Annotated in this window: 15 protein-coding genes and 1 pseudogene; 7 read left to right on the plus strand and 9 right to left on the minus strand. The window is 32.5% G+C overall.

Annotation, left to right across the window (positions count from 1 at the left end):
• The 8 genes and pseudogenes from ABJF52_RS16470 to ABJF52_RS16505 all read right to left on the minus strand — a co-directional run.
• A pseudogene (locus tag ABJF52_RS16470) lies at positions 1–190 on the minus strand (carboxymuconolactone decarboxylase family protein); the annotation flags it as partial.
• A 91-nt stretch (positions 191–281) separates the two neighbouring features.
• A complete protein-coding gene (locus tag ABJF52_RS16475) occupies positions 282–437 on the minus strand; it encodes a hypothetical protein (protein WP_348152749.1) in 156 nt (51 codons plus the stop codon).
• Between the two features lie 97 nt (positions 438–534).
• Positions 535–1,377: a helix-turn-helix domain-containing protein gene (locus ABJF52_RS16480; protein ID WP_348152752.1), complete on the minus strand. Its 843-nt coding sequence runs from the start codon at positions 1,375–1,377 to the stop codon at positions 535–537.
• Between the two features lie 141 nt (positions 1,378–1,518).
• Positions 1,519–2,961, minus strand: a complete 1,443-nt coding sequence (gene pyk, locus ABJF52_RS16485) for a pyruvate kinase (protein WP_348152755.1) — start codon at positions 2,959–2,961, stop codon at positions 1,519–1,521.
• Between the two features lie 2 nt (positions 2,962–2,963).
• Positions 2,964–3,419 (minus strand): IPExxxVDY family protein, encoded by a 456-nt coding sequence (locus ABJF52_RS16490; protein ID WP_348152756.1) that lies wholly within the window; start codon positions 3,417–3,419, stop codon positions 2,964–2,966.
• Positions 3,420–3,535: 116 nt separating this feature from the next.
• Positions 3,536–4,273 (minus strand): ribonuclease III, encoded by a 738-nt coding sequence (gene rnc / locus ABJF52_RS16495; protein WP_348152759.1) that lies wholly within the window; start codon positions 4,271–4,273, stop codon positions 3,536–3,538.
• An 8-nt stretch (positions 4,274–4,281) separates the two neighbouring features.
• Positions 4,282–5,532 (minus strand): beta-ketoacyl-ACP synthase II, encoded by a 1,251-nt coding sequence (gene fabF, locus ABJF52_RS16500; RefSeq protein WP_348152761.1) that lies wholly within the window; start codon positions 5,530–5,532, stop codon positions 4,282–4,284.
• A 99-nt stretch (positions 5,533–5,631) separates the two neighbouring features.
• On the minus strand, positions 5,632–5,865 hold the full coding sequence (locus ABJF52_RS16505) for an acyl carrier protein (protein WP_153756429.1): 234 nt from the start codon (positions 5,863–5,865) through the stop codon (positions 5,632–5,634).
• Between the two features lie 156 nt (positions 5,866–6,021).
• Here ABJF52_RS16505 and ABJF52_RS16510 point away from each other — a divergent pair, with 156 nt between their 5' ends.
• The 4 genes from ABJF52_RS16510 (at position 6,022) to ABJF52_RS16525 (ending at position 10,187) form a co-directional block, all read left to right on the plus strand.
• Positions 6,022–6,594, plus strand: a complete 573-nt coding sequence (locus tag ABJF52_RS16510) for a phosphoribosylglycinamide formyltransferase (RefSeq protein WP_348152764.1) — start codon at positions 6,022–6,024, stop codon at positions 6,592–6,594.
• Positions 6,594–7,229 carry a ribonuclease H family protein gene (locus tag ABJF52_RS16515; RefSeq protein WP_348152767.1) on the plus strand — a complete coding sequence of 212 codons (636 nt, stop codon included), beginning with the start codon at positions 6,594–6,596 and terminating at the stop codon, positions 7,227–7,229. Before ABJF52_RS16510 ends, ABJF52_RS16515 begins: the two co-directional genes overlap by 1 nt.
• A gap of 88 nt (positions 7,230–7,317) precedes the next feature.
• Positions 7,318–8,244 (plus strand): PfkB family carbohydrate kinase, encoded by a 927-nt coding sequence (locus ABJF52_RS16520; RefSeq protein WP_348152770.1) that lies wholly within the window; start codon positions 7,318–7,320, stop codon positions 8,242–8,244.
• Positions 8,245–8,288: 44 nt separating this feature from the next.
• On the plus strand, positions 8,289–10,187 hold the full coding sequence (locus ABJF52_RS16525; protein WP_348152772.1) for an amidophosphoribosyltransferase: 1,899 nt from the start codon (positions 8,289–8,291) through the stop codon (positions 10,185–10,187).
• Between the two features lie 1,087 nt (positions 10,188–11,274).
• Here ABJF52_RS16525 and ABJF52_RS16530 read toward each other — a convergent pair.
• Complete coding sequence (locus tag ABJF52_RS16530; RefSeq protein ID WP_348152774.1) at positions 11,275–11,883, minus strand: superoxide dismutase; 609 nt, start codon at positions 11,881–11,883, stop codon at positions 11,275–11,277.
• A gap of 118 nt (positions 11,884–12,001) precedes the next feature.
• Here ABJF52_RS16530 and ABJF52_RS16535 point away from each other — a divergent pair, with 118 nt between their 5' ends.
• The 3 genes from ABJF52_RS16535 to ABJF52_RS16545 all read left to right on the plus strand — a co-directional run bounded on the left by ABJF52_RS16535 (position 12,002) and on the right by ABJF52_RS16545 (position 19,630).
• Positions 12,002–15,094: a UvrD-helicase domain-containing protein gene (locus tag ABJF52_RS16535; RefSeq protein ID WP_348152776.1), complete on the plus strand. Its 3,093-nt coding sequence runs from the start codon at positions 12,002–12,004 to the stop codon at positions 15,092–15,094.
• Between the two features lie 455 nt (positions 15,095–15,549).
• A complete protein-coding gene (locus ABJF52_RS16540) occupies positions 15,550–16,809 on the plus strand; it encodes an OmpA family protein (protein WP_348152779.1) in 1,260 nt (419 codons plus the stop codon).
• 76 nt (positions 16,810–16,885) lie between these two features.
• Entirely contained in the window at positions 16,886–19,630 is a 2,745-nt protein-coding gene (locus ABJF52_RS16545) for a PD-(D/E)XK nuclease family protein (protein ID WP_348152781.1), read from the plus strand.
• Positions 19,631–19,632: the final 2 nt, after the last annotated feature.

Below are 19,632 nucleotides of genomic sequence, written 5' to 3' on the forward strand. Positions count from 1 at the left end.
CTTCTTTTTGCTTTGCGTTTAATGAAGTTTTAGCATTACTTAAGTTTAGGTAATTAGCCAAGGCATTCTCAGAATGCGCATAAGCGGCATAAAGGTTTGGCACAAAACCAACTGCTTTTTCTAAATTGTCGAAAATTGCTTGATTACTCGTACTTACTTCTTCTCTTTTTGGAACATTAATATTGCTCATAATAAATTCATTTAGTGGACATTTCTATAATTATAGAAATATCATGTTTATAAAATATTTAGTTGTGGACAGTATTTAAAAGCTGTCCGTTTTAAAATTGTAAAAATGATTTTTCGCCATCACAATAAAAATCATGATGATACATTTGATCACAATGAACTTCTACATTAATTGATTTTAATGGAGCTTTCTTACCTTTTCTGAAGATTTCAATTAAATTGAAAATGGATTTTATTGGTGTATTCATCTTGCTTTGTTTTTTATTACATTGCAAAGATGCGACTGAAATGGAGGTATTTTTTAGGAAGTATTGCCCGTTGGCATGTAGAAATTTCCCTTTATACTTATACAGTCTCTAATTCTCGGAATTGTGAAGGAGAATAACCCGTCATTTTTTTAAAAAAACGGCTAAAATGTGCAGGATCATTAAACCCTAATTCATGTGCTATTTCCTGATTTTGCTTATCTGAAAATGTTATGAGTCTCTTAGCTTCAAGCGCTATTCGATTCAAAATTATCTGTTGAGGCGAATTTTGATTATAAAGGGCAAAAAGGTTGGAAAGCGTTTTCGGGCTTTTAAAAAGTAAATCAGCATAATCGCTAACTTTCCTTTTAGTCTTAAAATGTGTGTCGACCAAAACATTAAATTTTCGAACAACATCTATTTGCTCATTATCTAGCGTTTTAACTATAAGCTGTTCTTTTGCTAATCTAGTACACATAATAATTAGGCGTTTTAATAGCATTTGCAACATATCGCCTTGAATTCTATCGGGTGTAGAAAATTCATCTAAAAACACTTCATAAAAAGTATTAAACTTTCGAAATTGGTTTTCAGGAATAGTAATAATTGGCAGGTCTTGAGTTCCAAAGAATAATATACCATTGCAAGAAACTTCAGCATCGTGATCATTAATACAGTAAAATTCTCTATTGAAAAGAAAAGCAGTTAAAGGTTGTTGTGTAGGTTTATACGAAACATGTTGTAAATAAGTAGTGGTTATTAATTGGTTTGGTAATAACTGAATTGATAAACCATCTATTTCAACGAATACCGTTTCTATATTTCTATTCCAAAGAATACTAATAGTACTAGAACGATTTGAGAAAAGATTCTCATTTTTTTTAATATCATCTGTAAATCCAAGAATAGATCCAATTTTGGCATCGTGAAATTCATATTTCATTTTTCTACAGGCTTATTAGTTGATTTTAAAGATAGCTTTAGTCTCAATTAAACCGCATAGCTTACAAATTATTCAAAAACCAAAAATCCTGATTTAAAAAAATCAGGATTCTCGAATTATTTAATTGATATGTATATTCTCTTAAAAACTACAACTTTCTATTTCTGTAACTCTTAGGGTATTTACCATACCCTTATCTTTAATAGGCATAGCTGCAAGACTAATTAGCATATCCCCAACATCTAAAAAGCCTTTCTTACAAGCAATAGCGTTAACATCCTCAATAGTTTCATCAGTAGAAACATATCTATCATAATAAAAAGCTTTTACTCCCCAAAGTAGATTTAATTGGGTTAAAATTCTTCTATTTGATGTAAAAACAAGAATATGGGCACTTGGTCTCCACGCAGAAATTTGAAAAGCAGTATATCCACTATTTGTTAATGTTGAAATAGCTTTAGCCTTAATTTCATTTGCCATAAAAGCAGCGTGATAACAAACTGATTTTGTTATATATCTTTTTGTTCTAATATGTGGAGGATCATGTGGCACATGAATTAAATCAGACCCTTCAACACTTTGTAAGATACTAGCCATTTTTTCAATTACTTGCACCGGATAATTACCTACAGAGGTTTCACCAGAAAGCATAACTGCATCAGCACCGTCCATAACTGAGTTAGCAACATCATTTACTTCTGCCCGTGTTGGAGTAAGGCTAGTAATCATAGTTTCCATCATTTGCGTAGCAATAATCACAGGTATTCTTGCTTTTTTAGCACGTAATACTAATTGCTTTTGAATTAATGGGACTTCTTGTGCAGGAACCTCAACACCTAAATCACCCCTTGCAACCATTAAACCATCGCAATGAGCAACAATCTTGTCTATATTCTCTACAGCTTCTGGTTTTTCAATTTTTGCGATAATTGGAATTTTATGATCAGAATGTTCCTCAATAATCTTTCTAAGGTCAATACAATCTTGTTCAAAGCGCACGAAAGATAATGCTATCCAATCTACCTGTTGTCCAATAGCAAATATGGCATCGTTCACGTCTTTCTCTGTAAGTGCAGGTAGCGATATATTAGTATTCGGAAGGTTTACACCCTTTTTAGATTTTAGCGGTCCACCTTGTATAACTTTTGCCTTAACAGTATCTGTTCCGTTCGTTTTTACTACCTCAAATATTAGCTTACCATCATCAAGTAAAACACGTTCACCTGCTTTCACATCTTTTGGAAAAGCGGCATAATTCATATAAACTCTTTCGGCAGTACCTTCGAATGGCGTACCAGTAACAAAATCGATTTCATCACCTGGTGCTACAACAATTTCGCCACCCATAACGCCAACTCGTAATTTAGGTCCTTGTAAATCTCCAAGAATAGAAACATTCGTACCTAGTTCTTCATTAAGTTCTCGGATTATCTTTATACGTTCTTTAACTCCATCGTAATCTGCATGTGAAAAATTAATACGAAAGACATCGGTACCGGCCAATATCATTTCTTTCAGCACCTCTTTCTTAGATGTTGCTGGCCCAAGGGTTGCAACTATTTTGGTTTTTTTCTGTACAGGCATTCCTAAAATATTAAATTGTTTTTTGAATTTAGTTTATCACAATCCACCATATATACGGCCATTATGCTTGGTATTTCTTGGATATTTTTCAACGAAATATCTCCTATTTCTTGGTCTATTTTAATAAAATAATCAACTTCTTTGTGCTCTGGCACTAAAAGATGTTTTGCAGTCGAAGGCATGTCTTTAAAAAGACCTGTCATATTTACGACACCTTGACTGTTAGAACTATTTGGAAAAAGCGACCAATAACTATCCGTTTTTTCATTGAACCACTCAAACATGGCAAATGAAAGATTTTGACCTAATTCTAAATCCTTTTTAGTTCTTTTAAATTGAGCTTTCAAAGTTGAGTTAAGGGCATATACCAAAGCATGATCATCTAAATTGCTATGAATGGCGATGAGCATGAACCATTCATCATAAAAATCTTCTAAGATCTTATGCTTTGTCCCCATAATGATGTAAAAGCGAAATGTAAATATAGGCTTATTACCTAAAACCACCATAAAATTTTACTACGCTATTTAAATATGTGCAAAGGATAACGTTATAGTAATATTCTAATACGGTTTTAAGACTTGTTCATCTTGTCCTGTAATGCAAAAAAAGCTCTTTTAGAAGCTCGTTCTTCTGCCTTTTTTTTAGAGGTTGCCCTTGCTTTAGCTATTACTTGATCATCAATGGATAGTTTTACAGCGAAATGCTTTAAAGCATCATTTCCACTATCTTCATAAACATTAAAATCAAAAGTTTTCTTTTGTTTTTGACACCATTCAATCACCAAACTCTTATAACTTATTACGCGGCCTTCTAATTGTTCTATATCTACATATGGATCTATTACTCGCTGATGAATAAATTTCTCGCAATAATTATAACCTCTATCCAAATAAATAGCACCCACCAAAGCTTCAAAGACGTTGCCATGTATATTATCACCAAAATGCGTTTTTGGAATCCTACTATGAACAAACTGTATTAAATTTAAGTCTTTCCCTAACTCATTTAAGTGCTTTCTACTAACTATTTTGGACCTCATTTTGGTTAAGTATCCTTCATCCCCTTCAGGAACTTCATCGTACAAATATTTTGAAATTATAGTACCCAACATAGAATCGCCTAAAAACTCTAGACGTTCATAATTCATAGGATTACCTTCTTCATCTTTTTTATTTGCAGATCGATGTAAAAAGGCTTTTTTATATATATCAAGCGACTTTGGCTTAAAACCAAGAATATTAGTCATTCCCAAAAAAAAATCCCCATCCTCTTTAGAATGGGAATTGAATAAATTGGAAGCAAAATTCATTTCTTAGCTTAACTTATTTTTTTAAAAACAACGCATGCATTGTGTCCACCAAAACCAAAAGTATTACTCATAGCAACATTTACCTCTCTTTCTTGAGCTTCGTTCAAGGTTAAATTTAGGTTTGGGTCAATATTTTCATCCACAGTTGTATGATTAATTGTCGGAGGAACTAAATTATGTTTCATAGCCAAAATTGATGCAATTGCCTCAATAGCACCTGCAGCACCAAGTAAATGCCCAGTCATCGATTTTGTTGAATTAATATTAATGTTAGCCGCATGTTTACCAAAAACTGTTGATATAGCTTTTAATTCGGCAACATCTCCTAAGGGAGTAGAAGTACCATGCGTATTTATGGCATCAACTTCATCGAGGCCAATTCCAGCATCCCTTAAGCAGTTCTCCATTACTTTAACCACTCCTATTCCATCAGGATGTGGAGCTGTCATATGGTACGCATCACTAGAAAGACCACCACCAGCTACTTCTGCATAAATTTTTGCACCTCTCGCTTTAGCGTGTTCGTATTCTTCTAATATTAGTGCGCCTGCACCTTCTCCTAAAACAAAACCATCTCTGGTAGCATCAAAAGGTCTGGATGCTGTTTCGGGACTTTCGTTTCTTTTAGACAAGGCATGCATTGCACTAAAACCACCCATACCAGCAATTGTAACGGCAGCTTCACTACCACCAGTAACAACTACATCGCAATGTCCAAGTCTAATATAATTTAGAGCATCTATCATTGCATTAGCCGCAGAAGCACAAGCCGAAACAGTTGTGTAATTTGGCCCCATAAAACCATGTTTAATAGAGATATGACCAGGTGCAATATCTGCAATCATTTTTGGTATAAAGAATGGATTAAAACGAGGTGTTCCATCTCCTTCTGCAAAGTTCATAACTTCATCTTGAAAGGTTTGAATTCCTCCAATACCCGCACCCCAGATTACACCAACACGAAATTTATCAACAGCTTCAAGATCCAAATTAGAATCTTTTATAGCCTCATCTGAAGATATTAGTGCAAATTGCGCAAATCTATCAAGCTTACGAGCTTCTTTTCTATCAAAATAATCCTCAGGATTATAATTTTTGATTTCACAAGCAAACTTTGTTTTGAACTTATCGGTTTCGAAATGGGTAACCGTGGCGGAACCACTTTTTCCGCTTTTTAAACCTTCCCAATATTCCTCTACGTTATTTCCTATAGGTGTTAAAGCACCCAATCCTGTAACTACAACTCTTTTTAATTGCATGAACCGCTTTTTTATTGAGCAAAGTGAAATTAAAAAAAAATATCCATGCAGCATCGTACCACATGGATAATTTTTAAATCTTATCAAGTAAGCATAAAATTATTTCGCTTCTTCTATATAACTGATGGCTTGACCTACAGTAGCGATATTTTCTGCTTGGTCATCCGGAATTTGAATATCGAATTCTTTTTCGAATTCCATGATCAACTCGACGGTGTCCAATGAATCGGCCCCTAGGTCGTTCGTAAAGCTAGCTTCTGATACTACTTCGTTTTCATCAACACCCAATTTATCAATGATGATAGCTTTTACTCTTGATGCAATGTCTGACATAATAATTTGGTTTTATAATTTTAACTGATGGCAAAAATAAAAAACTTTAGATTAATAACACTATTTACGGTTAAAATGTACTCTATTTTAAAAAATTTACCACAAGTGTGTTAATTTCGTCCTGTATTTATTTAAACAATAATCGATGTTTTACTCATGAAAAAAATAGTACTATTTGCCTCTGGTTCTGGATCTAATGTTGAAAACATCGTACGTTACTTTCAAGAGAATAACAGTTCAGTTATTGCCTCCGTCGTACTAACTAACAAAAGCGATGCCAAAGTTATTGATAGATGTAATAGATTAAATATCAGTTGTTTATACTTCAACAAAAATGCCTTCTATAAAACCAATGTCATTAGAGACCTTTTAATAAACACAAAACCAGACTTAATAATTCTCGCAGGGTTTCTTTGGAAAATGCCTGAAAATATTATTCAAGATTTTCCTACAAAAATTATAAACATTCATCCCGCTTTATTACCAAAATATGGCGGCAAAGGAATGTATGGAAATAATGTTCATAAAGCTGTAAAAGAGAATAATGAACCCGAAACTGGCATAACAATACATTATGTAAATGAAAATTATGATGAAGGTGCCATTATTTTTCAAGCCAAAACTCCGGTTTTTGAAAATGATAGTGTAGCTGAAATAGCAGTAAAGGTTCATAAATTAGAATATGAACATTTTCCACGTACAATTAAAAAATTATTATTTGACAACTAATGGCCAAAAAAAAGAAATTTTATGTGGTGTGGAAGGGCAAAAATACAGGCATTTTCGAGACTTGGAATGATTGCAAAGCTCAAATATCTGGTTACAAAGGCGCTCAATACAAGTCCTTTTCAACATTTACAGAGGCAAAAAAGGCATTTAACGGAAATTATAGCGATTACAGTAAAAAAAGCAAAGTACCCACTAAAATTTCACAAGAAGATTTATTAAAGTTTGGCACACCAAATTATCATTCTATTGCTGTTGACGCAGCATCTAGTGGTAATCCAGGTATAATGGAGTACCAAGGCGTAGACACCAAAACCAAAAAACTATTATTTAAACAAGGTCCTTTTAAACAAGGAACTAATAATATAGGTGAATTTTTAGCCTTAGTACATGGATTAGCTTATTTAAAAGAACGCAAGAGTAACCGCATACTTTACACTGATTCCAGAATAGCAATGAGTTGGATTCGCAAAAAAACCTGCAATACCAAGCTTGAAGAAACTGCTAAAAACAAAGAACTTTTCAATTTAATAAGAAGAGCCCTTAAATGGCTTAAAGAAAATGATTATAATACGCCAATAGTAAAATGGGAAACCAAAGTTTGGGGGGAAATTCCTGCAGATTTTGGCCGTAAATAAATCGGTTACAAATATTGATAACTTGATTTCTTCTAATCTCATTTTTAGCAATACAAAACGTATATTTGCAGCTTAATTTTTTACATAAATGAGCAAACTTCTGATTGTAGGCACGGTAGCTTTTGACGAAATTGAAACTCCTTTCGGAAAGACTGATAAAATATTAGGAGGTGCAGGCACTTTTATTGGTTTGTCAGCTTCTCAGTTTGAGGTGTCTTCAGCAATAGTTTCGGTAGTTGGCGAAGATTTACCTCAAGAATATCTCGATTTACTTAAGAGTAAGAACATTGATATTTCAGGAATTGAAATTGTAAAAGGAGGAAAAACTTTTTATTGGAAAGGAAAATACCACAACGATTTAAATTCTCGTGACACTTTAGTTACGGAATTAAATACATTGGCTGATTTTAATCCAATTGTTCCTGAAAATTTCAAGAATGCAGAAGTAGTTATGTTAGGCAATCTTCATCCAAGCATTCAAATGGATGTAATAAATCAAATGACTGAACGACCAAAACTCATCATATTAGATACGATGAATTTTTGGATGGATAATGCACTTGACGAATTATTAGCTGTAATTAAAAAGGTAGACGTTATAACCATTAACGACGAGGAAGCACGACAACTTACCAATGAGTATTCTCTTATTAAGGCGGCCAAAGCGATTCATAAAATGGGTCCAAAATATGTGGTTATCAAAAAAGGTGAGCACGGAGCATTATTATTTAATAATGGCAATATATTCTTTGCCCCCGCACTACCTTTAGAAGAGGTATTTGACCCAACAGGAGCAGGAGATACTTTTGCAGGTGGTTTTTCTGGTTACTTAGCAGCTACAGAAGACACTAGTTTTGAAAATTTAAAAAAGGCAGTTATCCATGGTTCTAATCTGGCATCGTTTTGCGTTGAACGATTCGGTACAGAACGTATGGAAAACTTAAAACGCGACGAAGTAAGTAAAAGGCTTCATCAGTTTAAGGCCCTTACACAATTTGACATAGAAATAGAATAAATACATGCCCTGAAAAAACAGGGCTTTTTTAATACCTATATATAATGAGCGATGCTATAAAGCACGAATGCGGAATTTCCCTGATACGCCTTTTAAAGCCATTGGAGTATTACAAAGAAAAGTATGGTTCAGCCTTTTATGGCGTGAACAAGATGTACTTAATGATGGAAAAACAACACAACCGTGGCCAAGATGGTGCAGGTTTTGCCAGTATTAAACTCGATGTACCCGTAGGCTCTCGCTTTATGAGTAGAGTGCGTTCCATAGAACAACGACCTATACAAGATATCTTTGACAAGATAAATCATAGAATAAATACGGAGCTTTTAGAGCATCCGGAGTATAAAGAAGATGTAGCACTTCAAAAGGCAAACATACCTTATATCGGAGAATTACTTTTAGGCCATGTTCGGTATGGTACGTTTGGTCGTAATAGTATGGAAAGCGTACATCCATTTTTACGTCAAAACAACTGGATGCACAGAAATCTGATTGTTGCGGGTAATTTTAATATGACCAATGTTCATGAGTTATTTGACAATTTAGTCCAATTAGGGCAACACCCAAAAGACATGGTAGACACAGTTACGGTTATGGAAAAAATCGGACATTTCTTAGATGATGCTGTGGCTAAATTATACAAGCAAATTAAAAAAGAAGGATATACAAAACGAGAAGCATCAGCACTGATAGCAGATCGTTTGAAAGTATCCAAAATATTAAAAAGAGCAGCTAAAAATTTTGATGGTGGTTTTACTATGGCCGGACTATTAGGCCATGGCGATGCATTTGTGCTAAGAGATCCAGGCGGAATACGGCCAGCGTATTATTATCAAGATGACGAGGTTGTAGTGGTAGCATCAGAAAGGCCAGCTATACAAACCGTTTTTAATGTTAATTATGATGAGGTAAAAGAGCTCGACCCTGGACATGCAATTATCATTAAAAAAAGTGGTCGCGTAGCCATAAACCAAATTCTTGAACCTAAAGAAAGATTAGCCTGTTCTTTTGAACGAATATATTTTTCTAGAGGTAGTGATAAAGAAATATATCAGGAAAGAAAAGAGTTAGGAAAACTACTATTCCCTCAGATTTTAAAATCGATAAATAACGATATTAAGAATACTGTTTTCTCTTACATTCCCAACACCGCAGAAACATCTTTCTATGGTATGGTGAAAGAGGCTCAAAATTATTTAAACAAAAATAAAGAAGAGGAAATCTTAGCGATAGGACCTTCAATTTCAAGAGAAAAATTACACGACATACTTAAAGTAAGACCACGTATTGAAAAGGTCGCCATTAAAGATGCCAAACTAAGAACCTTTATTACACAAGATAGTAGTAGAGATGATTTAGTAACGCATGTTTATGATATTACCTATGGTTCAGTTAAAAAGAACGACAACCTGGTTATTATTGACGATAGTATTGTTCGTGGTACAACTTTAAAGAAAAGTATAATTCGAATATTGGATAGATTGTCTCCTAAAAAAATAATTGTAGTTTCATCTGCTCCTCAAATAAGATTCCCAGATTGTTATGGTATTGATATGGCTAAGTTAGAAGACTTTATTGCATTTAGGGCTGCCTTAGCTTTGCATAAAGAACGCAATACCATGCACCTCGTAGATGATATCTATAAAAAGTCTATTCAACAAGTGAATGAAAAGGATAAAAACATTGTAAACTATGTAAAGGAATTCTACGAACCTTTTACGCCTGATGATATATCAGTAAAAATTGGAGAGTTATTGACTTCTGAAAATATAAAAGCCGAAGTTGAGATAATTTATCAAACTATAGATAACCTACATATCGCATGTCCGAAAAATCTTGGGGACTGGTATTTTACCGGTAATTATCCTACACATGGTGGTAACAGAGTAGTAAATAGAGCTTTTATAAATTTCTACGAAGGCAAAAACCAAAGAGCTTATTAACTTAATCCAGATTAGACCCTTATCGATGAAATACATCAAAAAGTGTATTTCATCGATAATTCAGGTCATTAGTCGGGTTTATAACAATTTTGACATATAGCAAAGCTATTTTTAGACTTGCCATAGCATAAGTAGGTTAAGTTCATGGTAAGATTTGGGGCAAAAAGGTGGAGTTCTCTCCACCTTTTTATTTGCATAATATTTACACATTACATTTACGAAAAGACTAATACTTGTTATAAGAATTATCTTATGATTCACTAACTATCCAATTGTTATTCTCACTACTTCATATTTCCTTTAGATTTTATATACTTTTTAGTTTCGAAAATACAGTTTAACAGAAAAGTGGGGAGTTCAACAAAGATGTTTTAATACAGCAAAGTCACGCTATATATTTGAAGAACCATAGCATAAGTAGGTTAAGTTCATGGTAAGATTTGGGGAAAAAGGCGGAACATTGTTCCGCCTTTTTATTTTTATTAGTCACCTTCATTTGCATTATCCCTTCACTTTAATTTCAGCAAATTATTAGCTTTCTAAGTAGTCCTATAAAATGATATTCTGGAATTAAAAGGTGAACTCGAAAAACTTCAAAAAAATCCTTTTATCACAAAATTTTGTATTCCTTTTCTTCTAAAAAAATAAGACAAAAACCAAATTTTCACCTTTTAACCAAACAACTCACCATTCATCTAAAACCTTTTATTATCGAGTTTATTCACTCTATTTTTGGAGAACCATAGCATAAGTAGGTTAAGTTCATGGTAAGATTTGGGGAAAAAGGCGGAACATTGTTCCGCCTTTTTATTTGTCATAAACCTACTAATTGGCAAGGTTATAGCAAATATTAGCAACTTTTTCTTCCAAAATTTGTAATTTAAATAACTTAAAAAGTCGTAAAATTCCTTTTTTATTTCCCCCAATACCAGTAATTTAGTTTCGCCATAGCATAAGTAGGTTAAGTTTATGGTAAGATTTGGGACGAAAAGGGTAGAGATTTCTCTACCCTTTTCTATTTAAAAAAAGACATAAAAAAAGCTTCTAAGAAACTAATCTTAGAAGCTTTTATTTACTTAGCGTATTTCTATTTGTTTGCAGCGTATAACTCAGCTACTTTGTCCCAATTAATTACATTAAAAAATGCACCTACATAATCAGGTCTTCTATTTTGGTAATTTAAGTAATAAGCGTGTTCCCAAACATCTAGTCCTAGAACTGGGTAACCTCCACATCCAGTATTTGGCATTAAAGGATTGTCTTGATTTGGTGTAGAACAAACTTCTACTTTACCTCCTGGCTGTACGCATAACCATGCCCAACCTGACCCAAATCTAGTTCCTGCGGCAGCACTAAATTTTTCTTTAAAAGATTCAAAAGAACCAAAAGCGTCATTAATTGCATCCGCTAATTCACCAGAAGGTTCTCCACCTCCATCAGGTGACATTACACTCCAAAACACTGAGTGATTAAAAAAACCACCTCCATTATTTCGAACTGCCGAATTCGACATATCTAAATTTGTTAAAATATCTTCTATAGATTTTCCTTCTAGATCTGTTCCTTCAATAGCAGCATTCAATTTTGTTGTATAGCCATTATGATGTTTTGTATGGTGAATTTCCATAGTACGTGCATCAATATGTGGTTCTAATGCATCATATGCATAAGGCAATTTAGGTAGTTCAAAAGCCATTTTATATTGTTTTTAAATTAATATTCATTTCCGTCAAATTTACATTTTTTAACAAACATAATGCACTAATAATTTGTTAAGAACTCTTTTAGAATTAGTAATTTGCATTAAAAAGCACTTGCAAACAACTAGTTTTAAAATTTACAATGCTTCTGCCGGTTCTGGCAAAACCCATACTTTAGTTAAAGAGTATTTAAAAATTGCCTTAAGCGAAAACAATAGTTTTAAAAACATACTAGCCATAACATTTACAAACAAGGCGGTAAATGAAATGAAAGAGCGCGTTTTATCCAGCTTGTTCGATTTTAGTCTTCAAGAGCTCCCTGATAAAAGCAAAAGTCTATTTTTAGATGTAATGAAAGAATTAGATGTTTCTGCAGAACAGCTAAGAAAAAAAAGTGATTATACTTTAAAATATATACTTCACAACTACGCTTTTTTTGATGTTTCTACAATAGATAAGTTTACACATCGTGTTATTCGAACTTTTGCCAAGGATTTAAAACTACCTCAGAATTTCGAACCTATTGTGGAAACAGATTTATTACTTGACGAAGCAATATCTAGAGTGGTTCAAAAAGCTGGTAGCGATAAACAGTTAACAAGAACTCTTATTGAGTTTGCTTTGGAAAAAATTGATGATAATCGAAGTTGGGATATATCATTCGATTTAAATAAAATCGGTCAATTAATATTTCAAGAAAACCATGCTAATCATTTAGAAAAATTGGCATTAAAAAAGATGCCAGATTTTATTCAATTAAAAAAAATAATCACGCAAAGAATAAATGATTTAGAAAATGAATTAATAGGGTTAGCCACAGATAGTTTAGAGGAAATAACCAAAAGTGGTCTACAATTGGAAGATTTCCCGAGACAAACCCTACCAAATCATTTCAAAAAGTTTCTAAGTAAAGAATTTAATCCTTCAACCTTATATAATAATAAATTACAAGAGAATTTAGAAAAAGGAACTATCTTAAAAAAAGGTGTAGAACCGCCGTCAAATGAGTTTCTTGAAACGATGCTCAATAATTACATTAAATTAAAGGCTACGGTTTACAATCGTTCTTTCCTAAACAATATATATAGAAACCTCGTTCCTTTAACTGTGTTAAGTGTAATTCAGCAAGAAGTAATTGCGATTGAAAAAGAACGCGATCAGATTCCAATTTTCAAATTCAATCAAATAATCTCTAAAGAAATTAAGAATCAGCCAGCACCATTTATTTATGAGCGGCTAGGAGAAAAATACCGACACTACTTCATTGATGAATTTCAGGACACATCAGCTGCTCAATGGGGTAATCTTGTACCGTTAATTGATAATGCATTGGCTAGCGAAGGTGGATCCCTATTTTTAGTGGGTGATGCCAAACAAGCAATTTATAGGTGGCGAGGTGGCAAAGCAGAACAATTTATTGACTTAGCTGGTGATTTTAAAAATCCGTTTGTAATTCAGCCAGAAGTAAATAATCTACCTGTTAACTATAGAAGTTTTGATGAAGTTATACAGTTTAATAATGATTTTTTCTCCTGGTCGAGTGATTTTTTAAACAAAAAAACCTATCAAAGTTTATTTGTAGAGGGTAACCAACAACAAACCAATGCTAAAAAGGGTGGCTATGTTAAATTAGACTTTATTTCAAAAGAAACAGAGGTAGACACAACCGAAAGCTATTGCCAACAAGTTCTGTCTACTATAAATGAAATAAAAGAAAAGAATTATCCTTATAAAGACATAACCATTTTAGTTAGAAGTAATACTAAAGGTGCCGTATTAGCCGATTATCTATCCGAAAATGATATACCTATAATATCATCAGATAGTCTTTTACTTAAAAGTAGTTCAAAAGTTCGTTTTTTAATAAATCTATTAAGTTATGCAACCGGATTTCAAGAAAGAGCTTTAGCCTATGATATTTTAGAATTTTTAGCTCCGACAAATAGTTTAAAACATGAGTTCATTTATATGCACTTAGAAAAACTAGATAGCTTCCTTAATACGGAATATAATTTTTTATTATCTAGAACTGAAAGACTATCGGCCTTCGATAGTTTGGAATATGCTATTAGACAATTTAATCTTGCACCAACTTCAGATGCATATCTTATCTTTTTAATGGATACATTATTGGATATTGAAAAACGAGATGGGGGAAGTATCCAGTATTTTTTAAACTATTGGGAAAAGAAGAAAGACAAATTGGCAATCGCGAGTCCAGAAAATCTTGATGCGATTCGTATTATGACAATTCACAAATCAAAAGGTTTAGAGTTTCCAATAGTTATTTTTCCATTTGCTGATGCAAATATCTACAATAGAACAAATAAAATGCTCTGGTCACCTACTGATCCAAAATTATTTAATGGTTTTGATGAAATGCTTTTAACTGAAAAAAGTGAATTGGAAGACTATCCAAATGAAGCAGCTACACTTTTTGAAGACGAAGAACAGATGATGGAATTAGATGCCATGAATGTACTTTACGTTGCACAAACTAGAGCAGAGAAAGCACTCTATATTATTAGCGAAAAAAAGTCCACTAAATCAAAAAACAATAAAACAGGTAGTTATTCAGAAATGTACATGAATTACTTAATCACCAAAAATCTTTGGCAAGATGATTTATTTAGTTATGAATTTGGTAGTTTAGAAAAGTCTGAAAACAATACATCAAGCATGGAAGTTTCAGAAACACTCCCTTATCAATATTCTTTTAGAGATCGGCCAGATTTCAATATTGTTACTTCAGGAGGCATGTTGTGGAACACAAATAGAGAAGAAGCACTTTCTCATGGCACATTAATACATCATATATTAGGATTAATAGAAACTGAAAATAATTTAGAAAAAGCATTAGAGGCTGTTCTTAAAAATGGTGATATAACTAAGGATGAAATTGTATCTATTACAAACATTTTAAAAAAAATAGTAGAACACGATAAGCTTAAGGAGTACTTTTCAGATAAATACACTATTTTAAATGAACGTGATATATTAACCGCGGAAGGCAAACTACTACGTCCCGACCGTATCGCTATATTTAACAACGAAGCCACAGTTATCGATTATAAAACTGGAATGAAAAACCCAAAACACAAAGAGCAAATCTATTCTTATGCTGATGCCCTATTAGAAATTGGTTATGTTGTTAAGAACAAAATTATTGTTTATATAAATACGGATATAAGATTAGATTTTGTGTAAGTAGAACCAACACGTCATTTTTTCTCTTAACACTACATTTAACTTGCAAGATTCTAGTTAAAGTCGCTTAAAACCTTCAATTTGTAACTAATACAAGTAATTTTCAACCGCAATAAAGGATATTAATCACCAATAATACGTTAAAATTAGGACCGAAATCAATTTTTAAAAAACCAAAAGATTAATAAAAAGAAGAATAATTCATATAAGTTTTTTCTTTCTTATAATACTGAAAGGTATGTCAGGCAGTAAAGTAATTAGCCCATAAACCCATATAGCAGAGACTCTAGAACGAAACCAACCATTAAATTTTACCGTTAGGAGGGCCATTAATATCGTTTAAATGCATCATTCTACAAAAAAAATGCATTAAAAAAATAAGAAATTGATTTTGTTAATAATATTTAACAACTTACATTTGCGGCTAATAAACACTTAAACTTAAAAATTTGAACATGAAACATCTTAGCAAATTATTAGTTGTTGCTCTACTTGTTGTAGGTTTTAACAACATACAAGCGCAAGACGAGAACAATCCTTGGGCAGTGAGCTTTGGGGTAAATGCCATTGACGTATACCCAACTAGTGACGTTAGTTCTTTTGGTAATGAGTTCTTTAATGCGACAGACCACTGGAATATTCTTCCTTCAATATCAACTGTTGCGGTATCGAAGTCAATAGGCGATGGATTTTCTATTGGAGCTAGAGGTTCATTAAATAAAATAAGTAAATGGGGAGATGAAGACGTAGCTGATCTTTCTTATTACGGTCTTGATGGTACCATCAAGTATAATTTCTTAAAAGAAACAGTAATCGATCCTTTCGTTGAAGTTGGTGGTGGTTATACTTGGATTGATGAAGTTGGTGCTGGTACAGTTAACGGATCTATTGGTCTTAACTTTTGGTTTACTGACAATATTGGTCTTTCTGTACAAACAGTTTACAAACATGCATTTGAAGATTATTTATCTACTCATTTTCAGCATTTAGCTGGTATCAAAGTTAAATTTGGTGGTACTGATACTGATGGTGACGGTATATATGACAAAGATGATGCTTGTCCAGAGGTTGCTGGTTTAGAAGCATTCAATGGTTGTCCAGATGCTGACGGTGATGGTATTGAAGATAGCAAAGATAGCTGTCCTAATGAAGCTGGTTCTAAAGAAATGAACGGTTGTCCTGATGCTGATGGTGATGGTGTTGCTGATAAGGATGATGAGTGTCCTAATGAAGCAGGTCCTGCTGAAAACAAAGGATGTCCTTGGGCTGATAAAGATGGTGATAGCGTATTAGATAAAGATGATCAATGTCCAGATGTTGCTGGTACAGTTGCTAACGCTGGTTGTCCTGAAGTTACTGAAGAAGTTCAGAAACAATTAAATGACTATGCTAAAACAATCTTATTTGCTACAGGTAAATCAAGCTTGAGTCCAGAAACTACTTCTGTATTTGTTGATATCATCAGAATCTTAGGTGAATATCCAAATTCTAAATTTACAGTTGAAGGTCACACTGATAGTGTAGGTGGTGAAAAAACTAACCAAGCTTTATCTGAAAAACGTGCTAATGCAGTAAGAGATTTCTTAATCGCTGAAGGTATAGCATCAGATAGATTAACTGCAATTGGTTATGGTGAGTCTAAGCCAATCGCTTCTAACAACACAAGAAGCGGAAGAAAAGAAAACAGAAGAACAGAAATCAACTTAGTAAAATAAGACTTTAGGTTTCCGTTTAAGTAAATATTTATATGAAAGCCCTGACTTAATTGTCAGGGCTTTTTTATTTTAGCATATGCAAAGTTTTCTAGAAGAGGTCGCTGAAAAGGTATGTCAAGAATACGACAAACTAGAAAACGTCATTTTTATTCTACCCAGTAAACGTAGTGGTACATTTTTGCGCAAAGCACTAGCAAAAGCTTCAAAAAAAACTCTTTTTGCCCCCCAAATAGTCAGTATAGAAAACTTTGTAGAAAACATTTCTAAGTTAACTACTGCAACCCATACACAACAATTATTTGAACTATATAAAATCCATCTAATTAATTCAAATGATGATAAAACGGATTTTTATTCTTTTTCGAAATGGGCCAGCACATTATTACAAGATTTCAATGAAATCGACCGCTATTTAGTTGATGCGAACAAATTATTTTCGAACCTAACTGATATTCAAGAAATTTCACATTGGTCGCCAGATTTCGAAAAAACAAAAATGATGGAAGACTATTTTCAATTCTGGAAACAGTTAAAACCATTATATCATGCATTTAATAAAAGCTTAACCAGTCAAAATATTGGTCATCAAGGTTTAATTTATAGAAAAGCTTATGAAAAATTAGATGATTACATACAAGAAACAATTGACAAGACTCATATATTCATTGGTTTTAATGCACTAAATAAATCTGAAACTTTAATTATTCAAAAATTAATAGCTAATCCTAAAAACAAAATATTTTGGGATATAGATCAATACTTTTTAGACGACCCAGTACATGACGCAAGTTTTTTCTTAAGAGGGTATCTTAAAACTTGGGATTATTTCGAAAACTCAGAAATGATTGGTATCAGCAATCATTATCAATCATCTAAGAATATTGATATTATAGGCTTACCTAAAAATGTTTCTCAGGCTAAATATGTTGGTAATTTACTTAGCGCTCAAGTAAGTAATAATCTTAAAAATACTGCCGTAATTTTAGGAGATGAAACTATTTTAAATCCAGTACTTAATTCTATACCAAATGAAATAAATAGTATTAATATTACTATGGGATACCCGTTAAGCGGAACCCCAGTAGCTAGTCTTTTTGAACAATTAATGCAATTGTATATAAATAAAGAAAGTAAAGGTTGGTATCATCGTACAATTCAAGATTTTTTGTCTCACCCATACCTTCAAATATTATTAAGCGATAAAGAAACAAATTATGCGCATTTAATATCGAAGAAAATAGCAGAACAAAACTGGTCATTTATACAAAATGCACAACTTATAAAAACTTGCCCTCAACAAATACAGATTTTAAAATTACTATTTACCAATGATGTTCCTGATACAAAAACATTCTTAGAAAATTGTTTAAACATTATTGATTCAATTCGAATAAAACTTTTAACAGGAACTAATAATCTTGAACTAGAATATCTTTATCGGTTTCACAAATTATTCAATCAACTACACGACTTAATCGAAAAATACCCTTTTGTTAATGACTTAAAATCACTCAATAGTTTATACAAAGAATTATTATCAAAAGAAACTCTAGATTTTCAAGGAGAACCACTCCAAGGACTTCAGGTTATGGGAATGCTTGAAAGTAGAAATCTAGATTTTGAAACAATCATAATTACTTCGGTAAACGAGGGTATATTACCATCAGGGAAAACAAACAATTCATTTATTCCGATGGATCTAAAGCATAGTTTTGGCTTACCCTCATATAAAGAAAAAGATGCGGTTTACACATACCATTTCTATCGTATTCTCCAACGTGCAAAAAACATATTTCTACTATATAATACGGATTCTGACGTATTAGAAGGAGGCGAAAAAAGTAGGTTGCTATTACAACTATTAACAGATAAAAATAAGAAAAGTGATATACGAGAAGCTATTGTTTCTCCAGAAATTACGCCTATTAAAAATGAACTAATAACTATAACTAAAGATATAAGCCTAATCGAATTAATTAAAAAACATGCGGCTTCTGGTTTCTCACCTACTTCTTTAAGTAATTATATTCGAAATCCTATAGATTTCTATAAACGTAACCTCTTAAAAATTGAGGATCTAACAGAAGTTGAAGAGACTGTAGCTGCTAATACATTTGGAACAATTGTACACGATACACTTGAAATAATGTATACCGAGTTTTTAGGAAAAGAATTAGAGACAAAAACTCTTATATCACTAAAATCTAAAATCCCTGAACTGGTCAACTTTCAATTTGAAAAAACCTATGCCGGAGGAGATTTTAGTACTGGTAAAAACTTAATCGCATTTAATGTAATCGTAAAGTATATTGAGAATTATATTGACAATGAAATTGAAGAGGTAAAACAACATAACATTAAAATAATAGGACTTGAACAACAGTTTAAAATTACCTTAGCTATTCCAGAACTTGATTTTCCAGTGGTTTTAAAAGGTAAACTAGACCGAATAGATGAGAAAGATGGTATAATTCGAATAATTGATTATAAAACCGGAAAAGTAGAATCTAAAAATGTAGAAATTGTGGATTGGCAGGAAATTACTGCTGATTATGATTACAGTAAAGCCTTTCAATTATTATGTTATTCATTAATGTTTAATAAACAAAAATTTATTGAAAATTTTGAATCCGGTATTGTTTCATTTAAAAACCTACCGGCAGGAGTTTTAAAATTTGCCCTTAAAGATAAAAGAACTAGAGGAGCAAAAAAGATTACTATGATAACAGAAGACACTCTCGTAGATTTCCAAAATCAACTAAAAAAATTAATTTTAGAAATCTGCGACCCTAAAACACCTATAATTGAAAAAGAAGTTTAACA

This window comes from Aurantibacter sp. (assembly GCF_039941195.1).
Taxonomy (GTDB): Bacteria; Bacteroidota; Bacteroidia; order Flavobacteriales; family Flavobacteriaceae; genus Aurantibacter_A.

Excerpts from the sequence above, each read along its gene's own strand:
- ABJF52_RS16540 (WP_348152779.1), top strand. The coding sequence starts at position 15,550 with ATGAAACATCTTAGCAAATTATTAGTTGTTGCTCTACTTGTTGTAGGT.
- ABJF52_RS16510 (WP_348152764.1), top strand. The coding sequence starts at position 6,022 with ATGAAAAAAATAGTACTATTTGCCTCTGGTTCTGGATCTAATGTTGAA.
- ABJF52_RS16515 (WP_348152767.1), top strand. The coding sequence starts at position 6,594 with ATGGCCAAAAAAAAGAAATTTTATGTGGTGTGGAAGGGCAAAAATACA.
- ABJF52_RS16475 (WP_348152749.1), bottom strand. The coding sequence starts at position 437 with ATGAATACACCAATAAAATCCATTTTCAATTTAATTGAAATCTTCAGA.
- ABJF52_RS16525 (WP_348152772.1), top strand. The coding sequence starts at position 8,289 with ATGAGCGATGCTATAAAGCACGAATGCGGAATTTCCCTGATACGCCTT.
- ABJF52_RS16545 (WP_348152781.1), top strand. The coding sequence starts at position 16,886 with ATGCAAAGTTTTCTAGAAGAGGTCGCTGAAAAGGTATGTCAAGAATAC.
- ABJF52_RS16490 (WP_348152756.1), bottom strand. The coding sequence starts at position 3,419 with ATGGGGACAAAGCATAAGATCTTAGAAGATTTTTATGATGAATGGTTC.
- ABJF52_RS16520 (WP_348152770.1), top strand. The coding sequence starts at position 7,318 with ATGAGCAAACTTCTGATTGTAGGCACGGTAGCTTTTGACGAAATTGAA.
- ABJF52_RS16480 (WP_348152752.1), bottom strand. The coding sequence starts at position 1,377 with ATGAAATATGAATTTCACGATGCCAAAATTGGATCTATTCTTGGATTT.
- ABJF52_RS16505 (WP_153756429.1), bottom strand. The coding sequence starts at position 5,865 with ATGTCAGACATTGCATCAAGAGTAAAAGCTATCATCATTGATAAATTG.
- ABJF52_RS16530 (WP_348152774.1), bottom strand. The coding sequence starts at position 11,883 with ATGGCTTTTGAACTACCTAAATTGCCTTATGCATATGATGCATTAGAA.
- fabF (WP_348152761.1), bottom strand. The coding sequence starts at position 5,532 with ATGCAATTAAAAAGAGTTGTAGTTACAGGATTGGGTGCTTTAACACCT.
- rnc (WP_348152759.1), bottom strand. The coding sequence starts at position 4,273 with ATGAATTTTGCTTCCAATTTATTCAATTCCCATTCTAAAGAGGATGGG.
- pyk (WP_348152755.1), bottom strand. The coding sequence starts at position 2,961 with ATGCCTGTACAGAAAAAAACCAAAATAGTTGCAACCCTTGGGCCAGCA.